This window comes from Cupriavidus sp. WKF15 (assembly GCF_029278605.1).
In the GTDB taxonomy this organism is placed as follows: domain Bacteria; phylum Pseudomonadota; class Gammaproteobacteria; order Burkholderiales; family Burkholderiaceae; genus Cupriavidus.
In genome coordinates this window covers 1,689,605-1,705,394 of the sequence record NZ_CP119573.1, presented here as the reverse complement: position 1 = coordinate 1,705,394, position 15,790 = coordinate 1,689,605, and the positions used below count along the sequence as shown (strand labels likewise).

Below are 15,790 nucleotides of genomic sequence, written 5' to 3'. Positions count from 1 at the left end.
TGCTAGAACACGCGGCCGAGTTGAAGGTACAGGTTCCACACGCCTTGCGGCGCGGCGGCGAAACCGAAATAGAGCGGCCCGATCACGCTGTTGCCGCCAATGAACAGGCTGGCGCTGGATTTGTAGGGGCCACTGCCAAAATTCCTGCGCCGCAGCCAGACGTCGCCCACCTCCAGGCTGGTGCCCACCACGGTGGTACGGAGCCCGGGCAGGATGAACTCGCGCAGGTCATTCAGGTAGGTCACGCGGCCATAAAGCAGATAGTTGCCTGAAAACTGATCAGGCGCGTAGGCCGACAAGTGCTGGAAGCCGCCCAGCGTGAAACCGAGGCCACCGCTGAAACTGTTGTCGCTGCGGTGATCGCCATAGGTCGCCGCCCCTTCGGCCGCGAGGTTCACGGTATGGCGACCGACGCTCGCGGCCCAGAGGGCCTTGGCGCTGACATCGTTGTACCGGTTGTCGGCGCTGCCCAAAGACAACTGGTTGACCATGAACAGGTAATAGCCCTTGCGTGGAAACAGGGGGTCATCGAGCTGGTCGAGCGTCAGCTGCGCCCGCACGACGGGCTGACGAACCTCGCCGGTCGGGAACAGGCGTGTGCGGGACGAGACAATGTTGTACGCCGCCGAGTAGCGGATCTGCTGGTAGTTCATGCCCGCGCGGAACTCCCCCAGCCTGCCGATCGGCACTCCCAGGTCGACGCCGGCAATGGCCGTGTCGACCTTGTACGCCGTGAGCGGAACGGTACTGCCGTTGGAGGCGGTATCGGCAAACAGGTCGACCCGCCTGCGGCCATATTCGGCATAGGGCGCGACGTAGAAGCCCTGCCTGCCGAGCACCGGCTGGCGCAGCTCGGTATGCCACTTGGCCTGCTGGCTGCCGAGCACGATGTCGTTACGCCACTCCAGACCGCTTTGCGTGATCCACGGATAACGGTGGCCGAACTGGAGGCTGAAGCCGCCTTGCCCGTTGAACGTCGTGGAGACCCCGAAGCCGAACAGCAGGAAATGCGGCCCCCACGACTTCTCCTGTGCATCCACCTTGAGCACATTGCGCCCGTCTTCAACGACCATCTGGTGCGTCACGCTCTCGAAATCGCCCGTCGTGGCAAGCTGCGCGAGGTCGCGGTTGAGAGCGGCCACGTCGTAGGCATCTCCCTCGCGCACGCCCAGCGACTCACGCACGTAAGACGCAGGGATGCGGCCGTGGCTGTTGATCTCGATCGCGTCGATGCGCAGGTGCTCGGCCAGCCTTTGTCCGGGCTTGCGGCCGGCCAGGTACGTTTGCCAGGCATCCGGTGACAACGAGAGAGCAGCCAACCTGGCATCTGCGCCCTGGGCAGCCGCCGCGCCGCCCTGCACGCCCTCGCCGGCGCGGGAGAAATCAGTAAAGGACAGCGTGCCCAACTGCGGTTCCAGCAGGATATCGCGCTCGGTCAGCAAGGCCTTCTCTGTCGCGACGTTCTGGTTCGTCAAAATAGTGAGCATCTGCTGGGTCACTGCCGCCGGCGAATCCAGTGCCGCCGGATCGTCCAGCGGCGCCGCGATATTGACGGCAATGACGACGTCGGCGCCCATGTCGCGCGCCATCTGTATGGGCAGATTGCTCACCAGCCCGCCGTCAACCAGCGTCCGCTTGCCCACCTTCACCGGCGCGAACAAGCCAGGGACCGCCACGCTCGCGCGAATGGCCAGCGGCAGCGAGCCATGGTCGAGCACTACGCGCTCGCCGTTGCTCAGGTCGGTGGCCACCGCCCGGAACGGAATCGGGAGCCTGTCGAAATCCAGGTCGTCAGGCAGCTGTGCAGTCCAGTTCTGCAGCAAGGCCAGCAGCCGGTTACCCTGCACCAGCCCGCTTGGCAATTTCAGCTTGCCGTTGCCGAACCCCGCTGAAATCCCAACCGGATAGCGGATGTCGTCCTCACGCAGCGTTTGCGGCAGGTGAGCCCGTTCGTTGCGGTCGAAGACAATATCGCTGAGGTCGGTATGCGACAGCCGCGCCTCCAGCTCGCTTGCCGACAAACCGCTGGCGTAGAGCCCGCCAACTACCGCGCCCATGCTCGTGGCGGCGATGCAGTCGACCGGCACGCGCATTTGCTCCAGCACCTTGAGCACGCCGATATGGGCGTAGCCCCGTGCCCCTCCGCCTGAAAGCGCCAGGCAGACACGCGGCCGCTTTGCCGACGCCGGCGGTGTCACCCTGCCCAGATCCGCAGCCACGGACGTCAGCGCGCAGGACAACCCTAGGCAGAGCAGCCACCAGCGCAGCAGCCTCCGCTGGCGTTGAGCAAGGATCAGGACAACACGGTGCATGGCAAGACAGCGGGCAATGGCGTTGCCACACAGGGCGGCAAAGTCAACCCGCGCCGCCGCGGCGGCGTCCGCGAGCTAAAGGTTGCAAAGATAAGACAAGCGCCCGTGTCGAACAAGCGGGCGGGCAAGAATCAGACGCTTATCGTTCGACCACCACACGCTTACTCGGGCAGGCGGACCTTCGTCACGACGAACCGGTCGCCCGGAGCCCGGATCACGTCGCATTGGACCTTGGCCTTGCGCTTGGCGCCGTCGGCGCCCACGTACTCGACATCAGCCACCACGCTATAGGCATCTTCGGCGACCTTGCGATAGGTACTGCCGTCCCATTTGAAGTGATCGGGATTCGGCAGTTTTTCCCGCGCCGCTTTCCTGCACGCCACCGGCGCGCCCGGGGCTTCGTCCTTGCCGCGCGGCCTGGGCATCTCGAGATCGGCGGCCAGCGCCGTAGCGGCAGCCAGCAGCAGGCCGGTCGCCGAAAGCGCTGCACGGGTTCGGCGGGACAAGACGAGCGTCATGGAGATCTCCTGGACAGGTGGGAGCGCCACATTTTACGCGGGGGCGCCCCGCAGTACTCCCGGTCAGGCATCTCCGCTCGCCGGCCCGACGGCCAGCAGCGGCATATTGCGGATCACGAACAGCCCGAGCAGCACGGCCGCGACACCCCACGCCACCGCTGGCAGCCAGGGCAGCAAGGCGGCCAGGGCGGGCAGCCTGGCCGTGCCGGACGCGACCATGGCAATGCGCAAGGAGGCCGCCAGCGCCGCCAGCGCAAATACCAGTCCGGTGAGCTTGCCCTCGCGGCCGACATGGCCGGCGTCGATCGCGGCGCTGGCAGCGGCACTGAACACCACGCCCCACAGCCCTCCTGCCACGCCTTGCGCCGCGAGCAGCCAGCCCAGCGAGGGCGCCACGGCAATGCCGGCCAGCACCAGGCTACCCAGCACCGAGGCAACCACGAGCACGCACTGGAGCGGGAACCGTCCGCGCGGCAGCCACGCGGGCACCAGCGCGCCGAGCGCAAAGCCAATCCAGAAGGCCGGCATCACGCGCACGAGGTCGGCCTGCTTCACGAACTTCAGGTAGGCCGGAGCGGTATTCACCGTGCTATGGACCTGGAATCCGAGCGCCAACAGGAATACGGCGGCCAGCAGCAGCCACACCATGACAATTCCGCCGGCGCGCCCCCCGTTCGGCGCGGCGACGGGCCGGGGACCCGCGTGGCGCTCGACCCACTGCAATGCGAACACGGCGGCTACCAGCCCAAGGCTGGCCACAAGAAACGGCAACGCCGGAGCAAGCCCGCGCATCCACACGGTGAGCATGGGCGCCAGCGCGGACGCCAGCCCCACGCCAAGCAGCGAGCAGCTGACCAGGAAGGCGGGCGCCGAAGCTCGCAGCCGGCGCGCGATGATCACCATGGGCGGGGCCCGCAGCGCCGAGGATGTCGCCGCCCAGCACGCGGTGAGCGCGAGCAACATCGGCGGGGACGCCGACTTCGCCAGCAATGCGAAGGCCACGGCTGAAACGATGGTCGCGGCGAGCACCCATACGCCAAGCCGGCGCATGGCATCGGCCACCCGGTCGGCGGCGATGCCGAGCGCGCAATCCATCAGGACGAAGATGGCCTGGTCCATCAGCAGGACCCAGGCGACCTTCGCGGCTGGCATGCCTGCCTGCGCAGCCAGTGCGGGCAGGAACGCCACGTAGAGCGTCCATGTCACCGCAAGCATGAACTGCACGGAAAACAGCGCCAATGCCTGCATGTCTGCCTGCCGGTATCCAGTCAGCCGCACGGTCGCGCCGTGCGGCGCGCAGGCGGCTGCGCATGCCTGCGCGGTCAGCCGGCATGGCGGCGGCGGCCTGCCGCCATCCCTGAACAATACTTGCTGACGGCCTCAGAAACGAGCCGAGTACTGGAGCAGGAAGAAGTTGATGCCGGGGTTGGGCTCCTTGATGCCCGCGTTCGAGTAGTGCTGCAGACGCAGCGCAAGTTCCGAATCCAGCGCATCGCCAAAACGATAGCCGACGGCCACGCGGTCGCCGAACTGGAACGCAGTGGAAAAGACCTTCTCGTCCGAAATGTGCGTGCGCGACAGCACATGGACACCCACGCCAGCTTCGACGAAAACGCCGCTGGAACCCCCACCCTGCAGCCGGAGTATCGGCGTCAGGCCAAGATCGCCCAGCGTATTGCCACCGCTGCCATGCGGATTCCAGATGCCTGCCGACGCCTCGACACCCAGGCGCAGGCGCAGCGATTGCGACGACGTAGCCCAGAGATCGTGCTTCAGGTCCCAACGGCCTTCCAGCCGCGCCATGGAGGCATCGTTGCCGGCCCCGGCCGCCGCGCCCAGCCGCACCGGCTCGAACCATGACTCGGCATGTGACAGGCCGCTGGACAACGCCGCGGACAAGGCGATGGCAGCCAGCGCGAAACGGCGGACGCCGCGGCGGGGCGGGAGGCATGGCGGGGAAAGACGGCTGGGCATTGGCAGTGGCGGATTGCGAGACATAAGTGGGCCTGGCGACCGCGCATCGAGGAGAGGCGGCAGCACCTGCTCAGGCTGCCGCATTATGCAGTGTTGGCCGCATGCGAAAAAGTCACGTGGATTGCACAGAGTGTTCCGTTTTTGGAACAATCTTGCCCATAAGGGGACGTGTAGCTGGAACGATGCGGTGCCGAGCAGTCTTGCCGATGCCTCAGCGGAGGAAAAAAAGAGCCCTCGCGGAGGAGGGCTGGAAGTCGGGGGGTGTAGCAAGATGCCACGTACGAAATTCTAGGGATTGGCCGTTGCCGCAAAGCCTCGAACAGTTGTCACCGTCTTGCCGTATTCGCGCGTTTGTGACGGATCAGAAGGTGTGCCAGTCTTCGCCCTCAGGGCCGGCACTTTCGGCGCGGGCCGCGCGCGGAGCCGCCGGAGCCTGTCGCACTACCGCCGGCACATGGCCCCGGCTCACGTCCGCCCCGCGCCGGGCGGGCGCCAGCGACATGCTTGGCACGCGGCTCGCCATGGCCCCGCCTGTCCCGGCAAGCCGGAACACGGACACAGCGTCGGCCATGGCATTGGCTTGCTCTTCCAGCGACTGCGCCGCCGCCGCCGACTGCTCCACCAGCGCGGCATTCTGCTGGGTGCCCGAGTCGATCTGGCTGATGGCCACGTGCACCTGCTCCACGCCCTGGCTCTGCTCGCCGGACGCCACGGAAATCTCGCCCATGATGTCCGAGACCTGCTGGATGGCGCGGATCACCTGCGCCATGTTCTGGCCGACTTCCCCGGCCTGCCGCGACCCATCCTGGACCATGCCCGCTGAGGATTCGATCAGTTCCTTGATCTCCTTGGCCGCAGCCGACGAACGCTGCGCCAGCGCGCGCACCTCGCCCGCCACCACGGCGAAGCCGCGCCCCTGCTCGCCCGCTCGCGCGGCTTCGACCGCCGCATTCAGCGCAAGGATATTGGTCTGGAACGCAATGCCTTCGATCAGCGTGGTGATGTCCGCAATGCGGTCCGAACTGCCGCTGATGCGGGCCATGGTCTGCACCATGGCCTGCACCGCCGCATTGCCGGCATGCGCCAGGTCCCTGGCATTGCCGGCCAGCGCATTGGCCTGCGACGCATTGTCGGCATTCATCCGGACCGTCTGGGAAATCTCCGTCATGCTGGCCGCGGTTTCCTGCAGCGAAGCTGCCTGCTGTTCGGTGCGCGCCGACAGGTCCATATTGCCGCTGGCGATCTCGCGCGAGGCCACGCGCACGGCCTCGCTCGATACCTGGATACCCCGCACGGTTTGCGCAAGCTGGCGGCTCATGCGTGCCATGGCTTCCAGCAACAGTCCGAATTCGTCGCGCGAGCGGACCTCGATCGGCTGATCGAGGTGTCCCGCGGCAATCTCGTCGGCAATCTCGACGGAACGGCGCAGTTGCCGCGTGATGGTTCGCTGGAGATGGTATGACGCCGCCAGCGATACCAGCAGGCCGACCAGGATCAACGCCGCCGTCATCCAGAGCGCGGTGCGCGCCTGCGCGAGGCTGCTGCGGTTGTAGTCGGCGCCCTGGGCAAGGTTGACTTCCACGGCGCGCGTGATCAGTTCGCCGACCTTGTCGCCGGCCGCGCCGAACTCGTGGTCCTGCAGGCGGGCTGCCGCGGCATGGTCACCGGCTTCCAGCAGTTGCACCTCCTGCCCGACGAGGTCAGCGAAACGGCCAAGCGCTGCGTCCAGCGTATCGGCCACGCCTCGCTCGTTTGCGGATGTTACCCGGGCGGGATAGTAGTCCTGCCAGCCCTTGCGCATCTTCGCGCGTTGCTCCTGGACTAGTGCGACGTCCTCGCTGGTTGCGCCCTCGGAGGTCGCGCGGATCTTCCACAGCAGGCGGCGGATATGAAGCTGCGCCACGCGTACCTCGGCCAGCTGGCCGATGGCCACGGTATTCTGCTCATAGGCGTTGTGCATGTTCCGGTTCAGGCTGGCGATGGTCTGCAGCGCGAACACCCCGATTCCCAGCATCAGCGCGATACAGACGCCGAACACCAGGAGAATCCTGAACTTGATCGTATGGATGAACTGACTCATGGCGGAAACTTGAATTGCTGGCTTGGTTAAGCCCCCGATGCTCCCGGCCAGCATGCCTGTGCGGGCGCGGTGCGCGCTTTGGCAGAGTTTGCGCAGCGCGGTCTTTCGGCCCTAACGGCAGCGATCCACCGGACGTAACGCCCCCGCGCCACCTTCGTTGATGCACCGCAAACTACTGTCTTGCGAGCCCCATGATTCGAGTGTCCGCTAGCGAACAGTCTGGCATTGTCGAGGGCTTCAAGATGCACGCAACCACCGCTTGGTCCATACACCCGGCGCTAGAGGCTCTCACGGAGGCCCGTCATGTTCAGGAAATCCATACTGACCGGCAAGTCGCAAGCTTGCACGGACAACGCCGCGGTGCCGATCCACGAGGCCGCCGCGCCAGACGTCGTTCCCGATCAGTTTTCGCGCAGCCTCAAGACCCAGGGCGATGCCATGGTGCAGTACGGCGCGCGCCTGCTGGTGCTGCGCGAGTTCCTGGCCGCACTGTGTGCCGGCATGCCGGCGGAACGCCGCGACAGCGTGGAAAGCGCCTTCCGCAGGCGCGTCGACGACCTGCTGGGCATGACCGACGACCGGCAGTTGCCCGAGACCTTCCACACCACGCTGCTGGCCGAGATCAACTACTACCTTGGCGAACTGAAGCGGCGCTGACGGTCAAGCCGGCAGGCCAGGCCGGCTACGCCGGAGCCACCATTGCAGCTCGCATGGCAGCACCGGTCTGTCATTGCGCTGGTCCTGGTCGCTTCACACCTCCTCTGCCCTTCCCCCGTATGCCGGAGATCGGCCGCCTGCAAGCTGGCGGCACAAGTGCTACCCTGCCGGCCACTACGCGCTGCCTGCATCCGACCCGGGATGCAGGCGTTGCGCCGGCGCCACTTCGAATCGCGCCGGCATAACAAGACCGGCACCCGCTGCCGCCAAGTTGAAGATCGCCATGACCGTCCAGTCCGCCACCGGCGGGGCCACCGCACCGGGCACGCACCCGATCGAGCCGCCGCAGTCCGTCCCCGCCTGGGTCACACCGCTGCTTGCCGCCGCCTGCGGCATGACCGTCGCTAACCTGTACTTCGCCCAGCCGCTGGTGGGACCGATCGCCGCGGCGCTGCAACTGTCACCGGGCGCAGCCGGACTGATCGTCACGCTGGTCCAGGCCGGCTACTGCCTGGGGCTGCTATTGCTGGTGCCGCTGGCAGACCTGGTAGAAAACCGCCGCCTGGTATGCCGGCTGCTGGCCGGCAACGCCGTGGCGCTGGCCGCTGCCGCCTTTGCTTCGCATGCCGTCACCTTCTTGCTGGCGGCCTGGCTGATCGGGCTTTGTTCCGTGGCCGTGCAGGTGCTGGTGCCATTTGCCGCCCACCTGGCGCCCGACCATGCGCGCGGACGCGCGGTCGGCAATGTCACCAGCGGCCTGCTGCTGGGCATCATGCTGGCCCGGCCGATCGCCAGCATCGTGGCCGACCTCTGGGGCTGGCATGCCATCTTTGCGCTGTCGGCCGTGGTCATGGCCGTGCTGTCGTTCGTCCTGGCGCGGCGCCTGCCGCAGCGCAAGCCAGCCCCGGGGCTGCGCTATGCCGAGATGCTCGGCTCCATGTGGCGTCTGCTGCGTACGCAGCCGGTGCTGCGCCGGCGCGCAGCCTACCAGGCCAGCATGTTTGGCGCGTTCAGCCTGTTCTGGACCACGGTGCCGCTCTACCTGTCCGGACCGGCGTTCGGGCTGTCGCAGCGCGGCATTGCGCTGTTCGCGCTGGCCGGCGTGGCCGGCGCGATTGCCGCCCCCATTGCCGGGCGGCTGGCCGACCGCGGTCGCGGGCGCCGCATGACGGCCATTGCGCTGCTGCTGGGCTCGGGATCGCTGCTGCTCGGGCTTGCCGGCACGCCCGGGTCGATGCTGGCACTGGCCATGCTGACCGTCGCCGCCATCGTGCTGGACTTCGGCGTCTCGGCCAGCCTGGTGGTCAGCCAGCGGGCGATCTTCTCGCTGAGCCCCGAGCACCGCGGCCGCCTGAACGGCGTGTTCATGGCCGTGTTCTTTGTCGGTGGAGCGCTGGGTTCGGCACTTGGCGGCTGGGCCTTTGCGCAGGGCGGCTGGCCGCTGGCCGGCGGCATCGGCTTCGCGCTGCCGATCCTGGCGTTGTTGTACTTCGCCACGGAACGGCCCTGAGCCGGCGCCCTGCTGCAATGATCTGAAACAATCTCCGTATTTGCCCGGATCAAAAGTCCCGCGCTGGCCTGCCGTTATTGTTCCTGCCTGACCTTCATCCCCTGCGCCAGGCAACAATTTCCGGGAAAGCCAGCCATGTCATTTGTCACCAAGAGCGTCGAAATCGAGTACCGCCAGAAGGGTCGCAAGCCGGTCATCACCACGACGGAGTCTGTCGCTTTGTCCGAGCGGCATGCGGACGACCCCAAGGCCATCCTGGCCACGCTGCGGCTGCTGCATCCGCAGTGGGAAGACATCAAGGTGATTTCGGTCTCGTAATACACCCTGGCGAGCGGTCAAAGAAAAAAGCGCTTCGCGTACCGCGCGAAGCGCCTTTCTTGATCATCGCGACAGGATCACCGCATCAGACCGGCACATCCCTGGTCGGATCCGCCTTGCGGTCGTCGAACCAGCGGTACAGCGTCGGCACCATCACCAGCGTCAGCAGTGTCGACGTGATCAGCCCGCCGATCACCACCACCGCCAGCGGGCGCTGCACCTCCGAGCCCGGGCCGGTCGAGAACAGGAACGGCACCAGGCCGAGCATGGCAATGGTCGCCGTCATCATCACCGGCCGGAAGCGCTGCGTTGCGCCCTGCACCACCGCTTCATGCAATGAAAGCCCCGAATCGCGCAGCGTGCGGATGTACGACACCAGCACCACGCCATTGAGCACGGCCATGCCCCACAGCGCGATAAAGCCCACCGACGCCGGCACCGACAGGTATTCGCCGGTGACGAACAGCCCGATGATGCCGCCGATCGACGCGAACGGCAGCACCGTGATGATCAGCGTGGCGAAGCGCAGCGAGTTGAACAGCAGGAACAGCAGGAAGAAGATCGCGGCGATGGTCACCGGCACGATGATCTTCAGGTGGCCCATGGCGCGTTCCATGTTCTGGAACTGGCCGCCCCACTCGAGGTAGTAGCCTTCCGGCAGCCTGACCCTGGCGCCCGCGGCCTGCTGCAGCTCGGCAACGAAGCCGCCGAGGTCGCGGTCCTTCACGTTGATCATCACCACCACGCGGCGCTTGGCCATTTCGCGGCTGATCTGCGCGGGGCCGTCGTTGACCTCGATCTTCGCCACGCTTTGCAGCGGCACCTGGACGCCGTTTGGCGTCGACACCAGCAGCTGGCGGATGGCCTGCACATTGCCGCGGAACGCCTCAGGCAGGCGCACGGCCGCGGCAAAGCGGCGCTCGCCCTCGAAGATGTCCGTGGCGCGCTTGCCGCCGATCGAGATCTCGATGATGTCGTGGATGTCCGACACGTTCAGGCCGTAGCGCGCAATCGCCTGGCGATCGATCTCGATCGACAGGTACTGCTGCCCCGACACACGTTCGATGCGGATATCCTGCGAGCCCTGGATGCCACCGGCGACACGCGCGATCTCGCCCGCGAGTTCGCGCAGCTTGTCGAGGTCGTCGCCGAACACCTTCACCGCCACGTCCGAACGCACGCCGCTGACCATCTCGTCGACGCGGTCGGAAATCGGCTGCGCCATCACGATCTGCACGCCGGGAATGGCCTTGAGCTTCTCGCGAATGGCGTTGGCGATGTCATCCTGGGACCAGCCGTCGGGCCATTCGTCGCGGTCCTTGAGGCTGGCGATCGGCGTCGATTCGTTCTGGCCCTGCGGGTCCGCAGGGCTTTCGCCACGGCCCACGCCTGACACCACCGACTTCACGCCGGGCACGCCCAGCACCAGCTTGTTGGCCTCCTTCTCGAGCTTGATCGACTCTTCCAGCGAAATGTTCGGCACGCGGTCAATGGCCGGCACGATCGAGCCCTCCTTCATCTCCGGGATGAACGAGGTGCCCAGCAGCGGCACGATGGCCAGCGTCAGCACAAAGGCCCCCACCGCGCCGATCACGGTCTTGCGGCTGTTGCCCAGCGCCCAGTGCAGCAGGCGCAGGTAATGCCGCTTCATGAAGGCGATGATCCTGGTGTCATGCTCGGCGCCGCCCTTGAGCAGGTAGGAACTCAGCACCGGCGACAGCGTCAGCGAAAGGAACAGCGAGATCGCCAGCGCGATCGAGATCGTGAACGCCAGCGGCGCGAACATCTTGCCTTCCATGCCGGACAGCGTCATCAGCGGCAGGAACACCAGGATGATGATGCCCACGCCGACGACCACGGGCGTGGCCACTTCCTGCACGGCCTTCACCAGGATCTCGGTCTTGGTCAGCCCCGGCTCCTTGTGGCCCAGCCGCTCGAACGCGTTCTCGACCACCACCACGGAGCCGTCCACCATCAGGCCGATGGCAATCGCCAGCCCGCCCAGCGACATCAGGTTGGCCGACAGCCCCATCCGGTTCATCACCATGAAGGTCAGCAGCGGTGTCAGCACCAGCGTCGCCAGCACGATGATCGACGAACGCACGTCCCCCAGGAACAGGAACAGCACGATCACCACCAGCACCACGCCTTCCAGCAGCACCTTGGTCACCGTCCACAGCGCGGCATCGACCAGCTCGCTGCGGTCGTAGTACGGCACGATCTGCAGCTTGCCGGGCAGCATGCCCTTGGCGTTGATCTCGGCCACGCGCGCCTTGACGCGGCTCACGACCTCCTTGGCATTGCCGCCGCGCATCATCATGACGATGCCGCCGACCGCCTCGGTCTGGCCGTTCTTCACCAGCGCGCCCTGGCGCACCTCATGGCCGATGGTGACGGTGGCCACATCGCGCAGGTAAACCGGCGTGCCGGCGACTTCCTTCAGCACGATGCTGCCCAGGTCGTCCACGCCTTTGGCCAAACCCACGCCGCGGATCAGGTACTGCTCGGCGTAGTGCGGCAGCACGCCGCCGCCGGAGTTGGCGTTGTTGCGCGCGAGCGCCTGGTAGACCTGCTGGATCGAGACGTCGTAGTGGCGCATGCGCTCCGGATTGACCAGCGCCTGGTACTGGCGCACGTAGCCGCCCTGCGAGTTGATCTCGGCCACGCCAGGGATCGAGCGCAGCAGCGGGCGCACCACCCAGTCCTGGGCAATGCGGCGCTCGGCCAGTTCCTCTTGCGTCAGTTCGCGGTTGCCGTCGTCGGGGCGGTCCAGTGTGTACTGGTAGACCTCGCCAAGGCCGGTCGAGACCGGCCCGAGCACTGGCGTCACGCCTTCGGGCATGCGTCCGGAGACCTCGATCAGGCGCTCCATGACGAGCTGGCGCGCGAAGTAGACGTCCGTGGCATCGGTGAACACGAGCGTGATCAGCGACAGGCCCGCCTTGTTCAGCGAACGCATCTCTTCCAGCCCGGGCAGGCCGGTCATGGCCATTTCCACCGGCACGGTGACAAAGCGCTCCACTTCCTCCGGCGAGCGCCCGGTGGCCTCGGTGGCGATCTGCACCTGCACGTTGGTCACGTCCGGGAATGCATCGACCGACAGCTTTGTGGCCGCGCGCAGGCCGAAGAAGAGCAGCACCACAGCCAGCACGCACACCACCAGGCGCTGCTTGATGGCGGCTTCAACCAGGGATTTCATCATGGTGCTCAGCCCTGTTCGAGACGCTTGCGCTCGTTGTCGAGATGGAACGCGCCATCGACCACGACACGGTCGCCAGCCTTGGCGCCATTGAGCACCACGCGCATGCCGTCGCTCTCCGCGCCGAGCTTGACGCGCGTCTGGCGGAACTGGCCATCGGCCATTTCGACGTAGACCAGCTCATCATTGCCGTCGCGCATCACGGCGGAGGCCGGCACCACGAGCTGGTCGACCGGCTTGCTGGCGATCAGCATGCTTGCGAGCATGGCCGGCTTGAGACGGCCCTCGCGGTTGTCGAGCTCGGTGCGGACCAGCACCGTGCGCGACTGCGGATTCACCGTGCGGCCCACATAGATCAGCTTGCCGGTAATGGTCTGGGCGCCCTTGCCGTTGGCCAGCGAAGGCACCTCGATCTCCACGCTCTGCCCTTCGGCCACCTGCGCGGTCTGCTGCTCCGGCACTTCGGCCACCACCCACACGCGCGACAGGTCCGCCACGGTGTAGAGCGCATCGGCCGGCTGCACGACCTGGCCCTGGGCCACATTGCGTTCGACCACGGTGCCGCTGAGGCTCGAATACACCGGCGAGTGCGAGTTGATGCTGCCGCTCCTGGCCAGATCGGCAATGGCGGCCGGCGACATGCCCAGCACGCGCAACTGGTCGCGATAGGCGCGCATCTCGGCCGAGGCAATGGCCAGTTCGCTCTGGCGGCGCTGCAGTTCGCCGCGGCCGATCACATCGGCGGCGTACAGTTGCTGGGCGCGTTCGGCATTACGGGCCTGCAGTTCGTGCTGCGCCTCGCTCTTCAGGAAGGCCATCTGCGCCGCGCCCAGTTCGGTGCTGTGCAGGCGGGCCAGCACTTGGCCGGCCTTGACCTCCTCGCCCAGGCTCGCGTACAGGTCGGTCACGCGCCCGGTCACGCTGGCGCCGACGCGCGACACGCGCTGCTCGTCGAAATCGATGCGCCCGGCCACGCGCAGCATCTCGCTGAACGGGGACGTGGCCAGCGGCGCCACCTTCAGCGTCTGCATCAGGTTGGCTTCGGGCTTGACCACGCCGGGCGGCAGGCGGGGCGCTTCGGTCGCCTGGACCGGCTCCTTCGAGCAGCCCGCCAGGGCAAACACCATGACGGCAGCGGCCGTCAGCGAAAGCAGGAAATTGGGACGCATGATCATTGGTTCTGGATGGTGGAGGACGGCAGGCCCGCGGGCGTGGTGCCCGGCGCCGCCGACATGAGCTTTTCGATCTGGATGGCGGCGACCTGCAGGTCGAACTGGGCGGCGATCAGTTCATTGCGCGCGCCGCGCAGCACGCGCTGCGCATCCAGGTAGTCGAGGATGCCGCGCTCGCCGAAGCGGTACCCCGACTCGGCCACGTTCAGTGCGGATTCGGCCTCGCGCACGATGCCGGACTCGAGCGCGGCCACCTGCGACTGGGTGATCTCGTACTGGCGGTAGGCGGTTTCGAGCTCCTGGGCCAGCTCGAATTCACGCGCTTCCAGCGCGCTGCGGGCCTGCGTGGCCTGGGCCGTGGCCTCGCCCACCGGACCGCTGCGGCGGTCCCACAGCGGAATGGTCAGCACCAGGCCGATCTGCGAGACGTTGTTGTCCGGCTGGCGGTCCGTGCTCGCACGCATGGCGACTTCCGGCCAGCGCAGCGAACGCTGGTAATCGACGCCCAGCCGCGCGCGCTCCAGTTCCATGCGGCGCTGGATCAGTTCGGCATTGCTCGCGGTCACGGTGCTGCGCAGTTGCGGCAGCGGCGGCACCTGCGGCGCGTGGCTCAGACTGCCGTCCAGCGCGAATTGAGCCGGCATCGCACCGCCGACCTGCTGGCGCAGCGCGGCCTTGGCCTGGTTCACGCGCAATTCGGCAGTCTGCTGGCTCTTCTGCGCCGCCAGCAGCTCGGTCTCGGCCTTGATCAGTTCGTAGCGTGGAGCCTCGCCCACCTCCACGCGCAGGCGCGCGCGGGAATGGATCTGGCGCGTCATGGCCAGGTCCTCGGACGCCGCCTGCAGTTCGCTCTCGCGGCGCAGCACCTCGAAGTAGGCAGTCTTCACGCGCGCGGCAAGCTCGGCGCGAAAGCCCTGCCGCATGGCCTGCGACGCTTCCAGTCCGCGCGTGGCCATGTCCTCGCGCAGGCTGCGCTGGTGCGGATAGTCGAGCTTCTGGGTAATGGCGTAGGTTGGCGCATTGCCGCTGGTGACGCCGGGCTGCTTGCCCTGCAGACGGCCGTACATGACTTCGACCTGCGGGTTCGGATAGGCGCGCGCACTGGTGATGGCGGCATTGGCGGCGTCGACGTTGGCCTGCGCAGCCTCGACCCCCTTGTTTGTGGACTGCGCCATCCCCAGCAGATCGTGCAGGCCGTAGGAGGGGCCGGCGGGAGCGGCGGAAGGCGCGGGCGCGGTGTTGCCGGCAGCGAGAACGACGGCGGCCGGCGGGCGCAAGTCGTCGCTGGCCTGCGCCGGCACGGCGGCGAACGCCACCAGCGAAAGCGACGCGATCAGGGTCAGCTTGGTGTTTGTCATGAGTCGGGAAAACAAGCGATACGGCTGCCTGCGCCACGCCGCGACGCCGCTCTCGCACGCGACGCGAACAAGGCGGACGACCGCAACGGACTCAGCCGGCTACCGCGAAGGCGCGCCGGGAGATCTGGGCAGGCAATGGGACGCTCCCCGGAAGCGGCAAGGCCGCGCGCCGGGCGCGAAGGAGATCAGGCGAGGGAAATCGGCGGCTTGAAGAAAGCCGTGGCGGGGGGCTCGGTGCGCCCGGCGGGTGCCTGCCAGAAATCTTCCGCGCGCAGCAGGAGCTTCACGGTCGGCAGGCCGAACAAGGCGCTGGACTCTTCGATCTCGTCCAGCAGGTCCAGCGGATCGAGCAGGTCCGCCGACCAGATATTGCAGTAGCCGGGTGGCGGGTCGTCGATGGCGTCTTCGTCGTGCAGGCCATCATCGCCGGGGGCGATCACCCGCCCCATCTCGTCGACGGACGGTAGCGCCGCGACTTCGGTGACTTTGTCCTGTACCGCGGCAGTCCGGGCGGCAACCGTGGCGACTTGCCCCTGCAAACCCGCGTGCGCGTGCGCGGCCGCTCCAAAGGAGAGCAGCGACAGGCACAAGGCAGTCATCAGCAGGAACAGGAATCGCATGGGTCGGGGGCGCTCAGCAGGGCTTGATACCGCACTCTGCAAACGAGTGCGGGCCGTGCTGCAGTACAACAT

The 15,790-nt window shown here is 67.0% G+C and carries 12 protein-coding genes; 3 read left to right on the top strand and 9 right to left on the bottom strand.

Annotated elements, in window-relative coordinates; genetic code table 11:
* Positions 1-2: 2 nt before the first annotated feature.
* The 5 genes from CupriaWKF_RS25150 to CupriaWKF_RS25130 all read right to left on the bottom strand — a co-directional run bounded on the left by CupriaWKF_RS25150 (position 3) and on the right by CupriaWKF_RS25130 (position 6,884).
* Entirely contained in the window at positions 3-2,312 is a 2,310-nt protein-coding gene (locus CupriaWKF_RS25150; RefSeq protein WP_276101157.1) for a patatin-like phospholipase family protein, read from the bottom strand.
* 161 nt (positions 2,313-2,473) lie between these two features.
* Positions 2,474-2,830, bottom strand: a complete 357-nt coding sequence (locus CupriaWKF_RS25145; RefSeq protein WP_276101156.1) for a DUF2880 domain-containing protein — start codon at positions 2,828-2,830, stop codon at positions 2,474-2,476.
* A 63-nt stretch (positions 2,831-2,893) separates the two neighbouring features.
* A complete protein-coding gene (locus tag CupriaWKF_RS25140; protein ID WP_276101155.1) occupies positions 2,894-4,108 on the bottom strand; it encodes an MFS transporter in 1,215 nt (404 codons plus the stop codon).
* Between the two features lie 102 nt (positions 4,109-4,210).
* The gene (locus tag CupriaWKF_RS25135; protein ID WP_276101154.1) at positions 4,211-4,804 is read right to left on the bottom strand and encodes an acyloxyacyl hydrolase; all 594 of its coding nucleotides are present in this window, start codon (positions 4,802-4,804) and stop codon (positions 4,211-4,213) included.
* 361 nt (positions 4,805-5,165) lie between these two features.
* A complete protein-coding gene (locus tag CupriaWKF_RS25130; protein WP_276101153.1) occupies positions 5,166-6,884 on the bottom strand; it encodes a methyl-accepting chemotaxis protein in 1,719 nt (572 codons plus the stop codon).
* A gap of 303 nt (positions 6,885-7,187) precedes the next feature.
* On the opposite strand from CupriaWKF_RS25130, the gene CupriaWKF_RS25125 reads away from it, so the two are divergent.
* The 3 genes from CupriaWKF_RS25125 (at position 7,188) to CupriaWKF_RS25115 (ending at position 9,369) form a co-directional block, all read left to right on the top strand.
* Positions 7,188-7,541 (top strand): hypothetical protein, encoded by a 354-nt coding sequence (locus tag CupriaWKF_RS25125; protein WP_276101152.1) that lies wholly within the window; start codon positions 7,188-7,190, stop codon positions 7,539-7,541.
* 283 nt (positions 7,542-7,824) lie between these two features.
* A complete protein-coding gene (locus CupriaWKF_RS25120; protein WP_276101151.1) occupies positions 7,825-9,051 on the top strand; it encodes an MFS transporter in 1,227 nt (408 codons plus the stop codon).
* 135 nt (positions 9,052-9,186) lie between these two features.
* On the top strand, positions 9,187-9,369 hold the full coding sequence (locus tag CupriaWKF_RS25115) for a hypothetical protein (protein ID WP_276101150.1): 183 nt from the start codon (positions 9,187-9,189) through the stop codon (positions 9,367-9,369).
* A gap of 85 nt (positions 9,370-9,454) precedes the next feature.
* On the opposite strand, the gene CupriaWKF_RS25110 is transcribed toward CupriaWKF_RS25115, so the two are convergent.
* From CupriaWKF_RS25110 to CupriaWKF_RS25095, 4 genes are all read right to left on the bottom strand, one after another.
* Positions 9,455-12,571 carry a CusA/CzcA family heavy metal efflux RND transporter gene (locus CupriaWKF_RS25110; protein WP_276101149.1) on the bottom strand — a complete coding sequence of 1,039 codons (3,117 nt, stop codon included), beginning with the start codon at positions 12,569-12,571 and terminating at the stop codon, positions 9,455-9,457.
* Positions 12,572-12,576: 5 nt separating this feature from the next.
* Positions 12,577-13,737, bottom strand: coding sequence for an efflux RND transporter periplasmic adaptor subunit (locus CupriaWKF_RS25105; protein WP_276101148.1), 1,161 nt, complete (start codon positions 13,735-13,737; stop codon positions 12,577-12,579).
* Between the two features lie 2 nt (positions 13,738-13,739).
* A complete protein-coding gene (locus CupriaWKF_RS25100; RefSeq protein ID WP_276101147.1) occupies positions 13,740-15,098 on the bottom strand; it encodes a TolC family protein in 1,359 nt (452 codons plus the stop codon).
* Positions 15,099-15,283: 185 nt separating this feature from the next.
* The gene (locus CupriaWKF_RS25095; RefSeq protein ID WP_276101146.1) at positions 15,284-15,718 is read right to left on the bottom strand and encodes a cobalt-zinc-cadmium resistance protein; all 435 of its coding nucleotides are present in this window, start codon (positions 15,716-15,718) and stop codon (positions 15,284-15,286) included.
* Between the last annotated feature and the right edge of the window lie 72 nt (positions 15,719-15,790).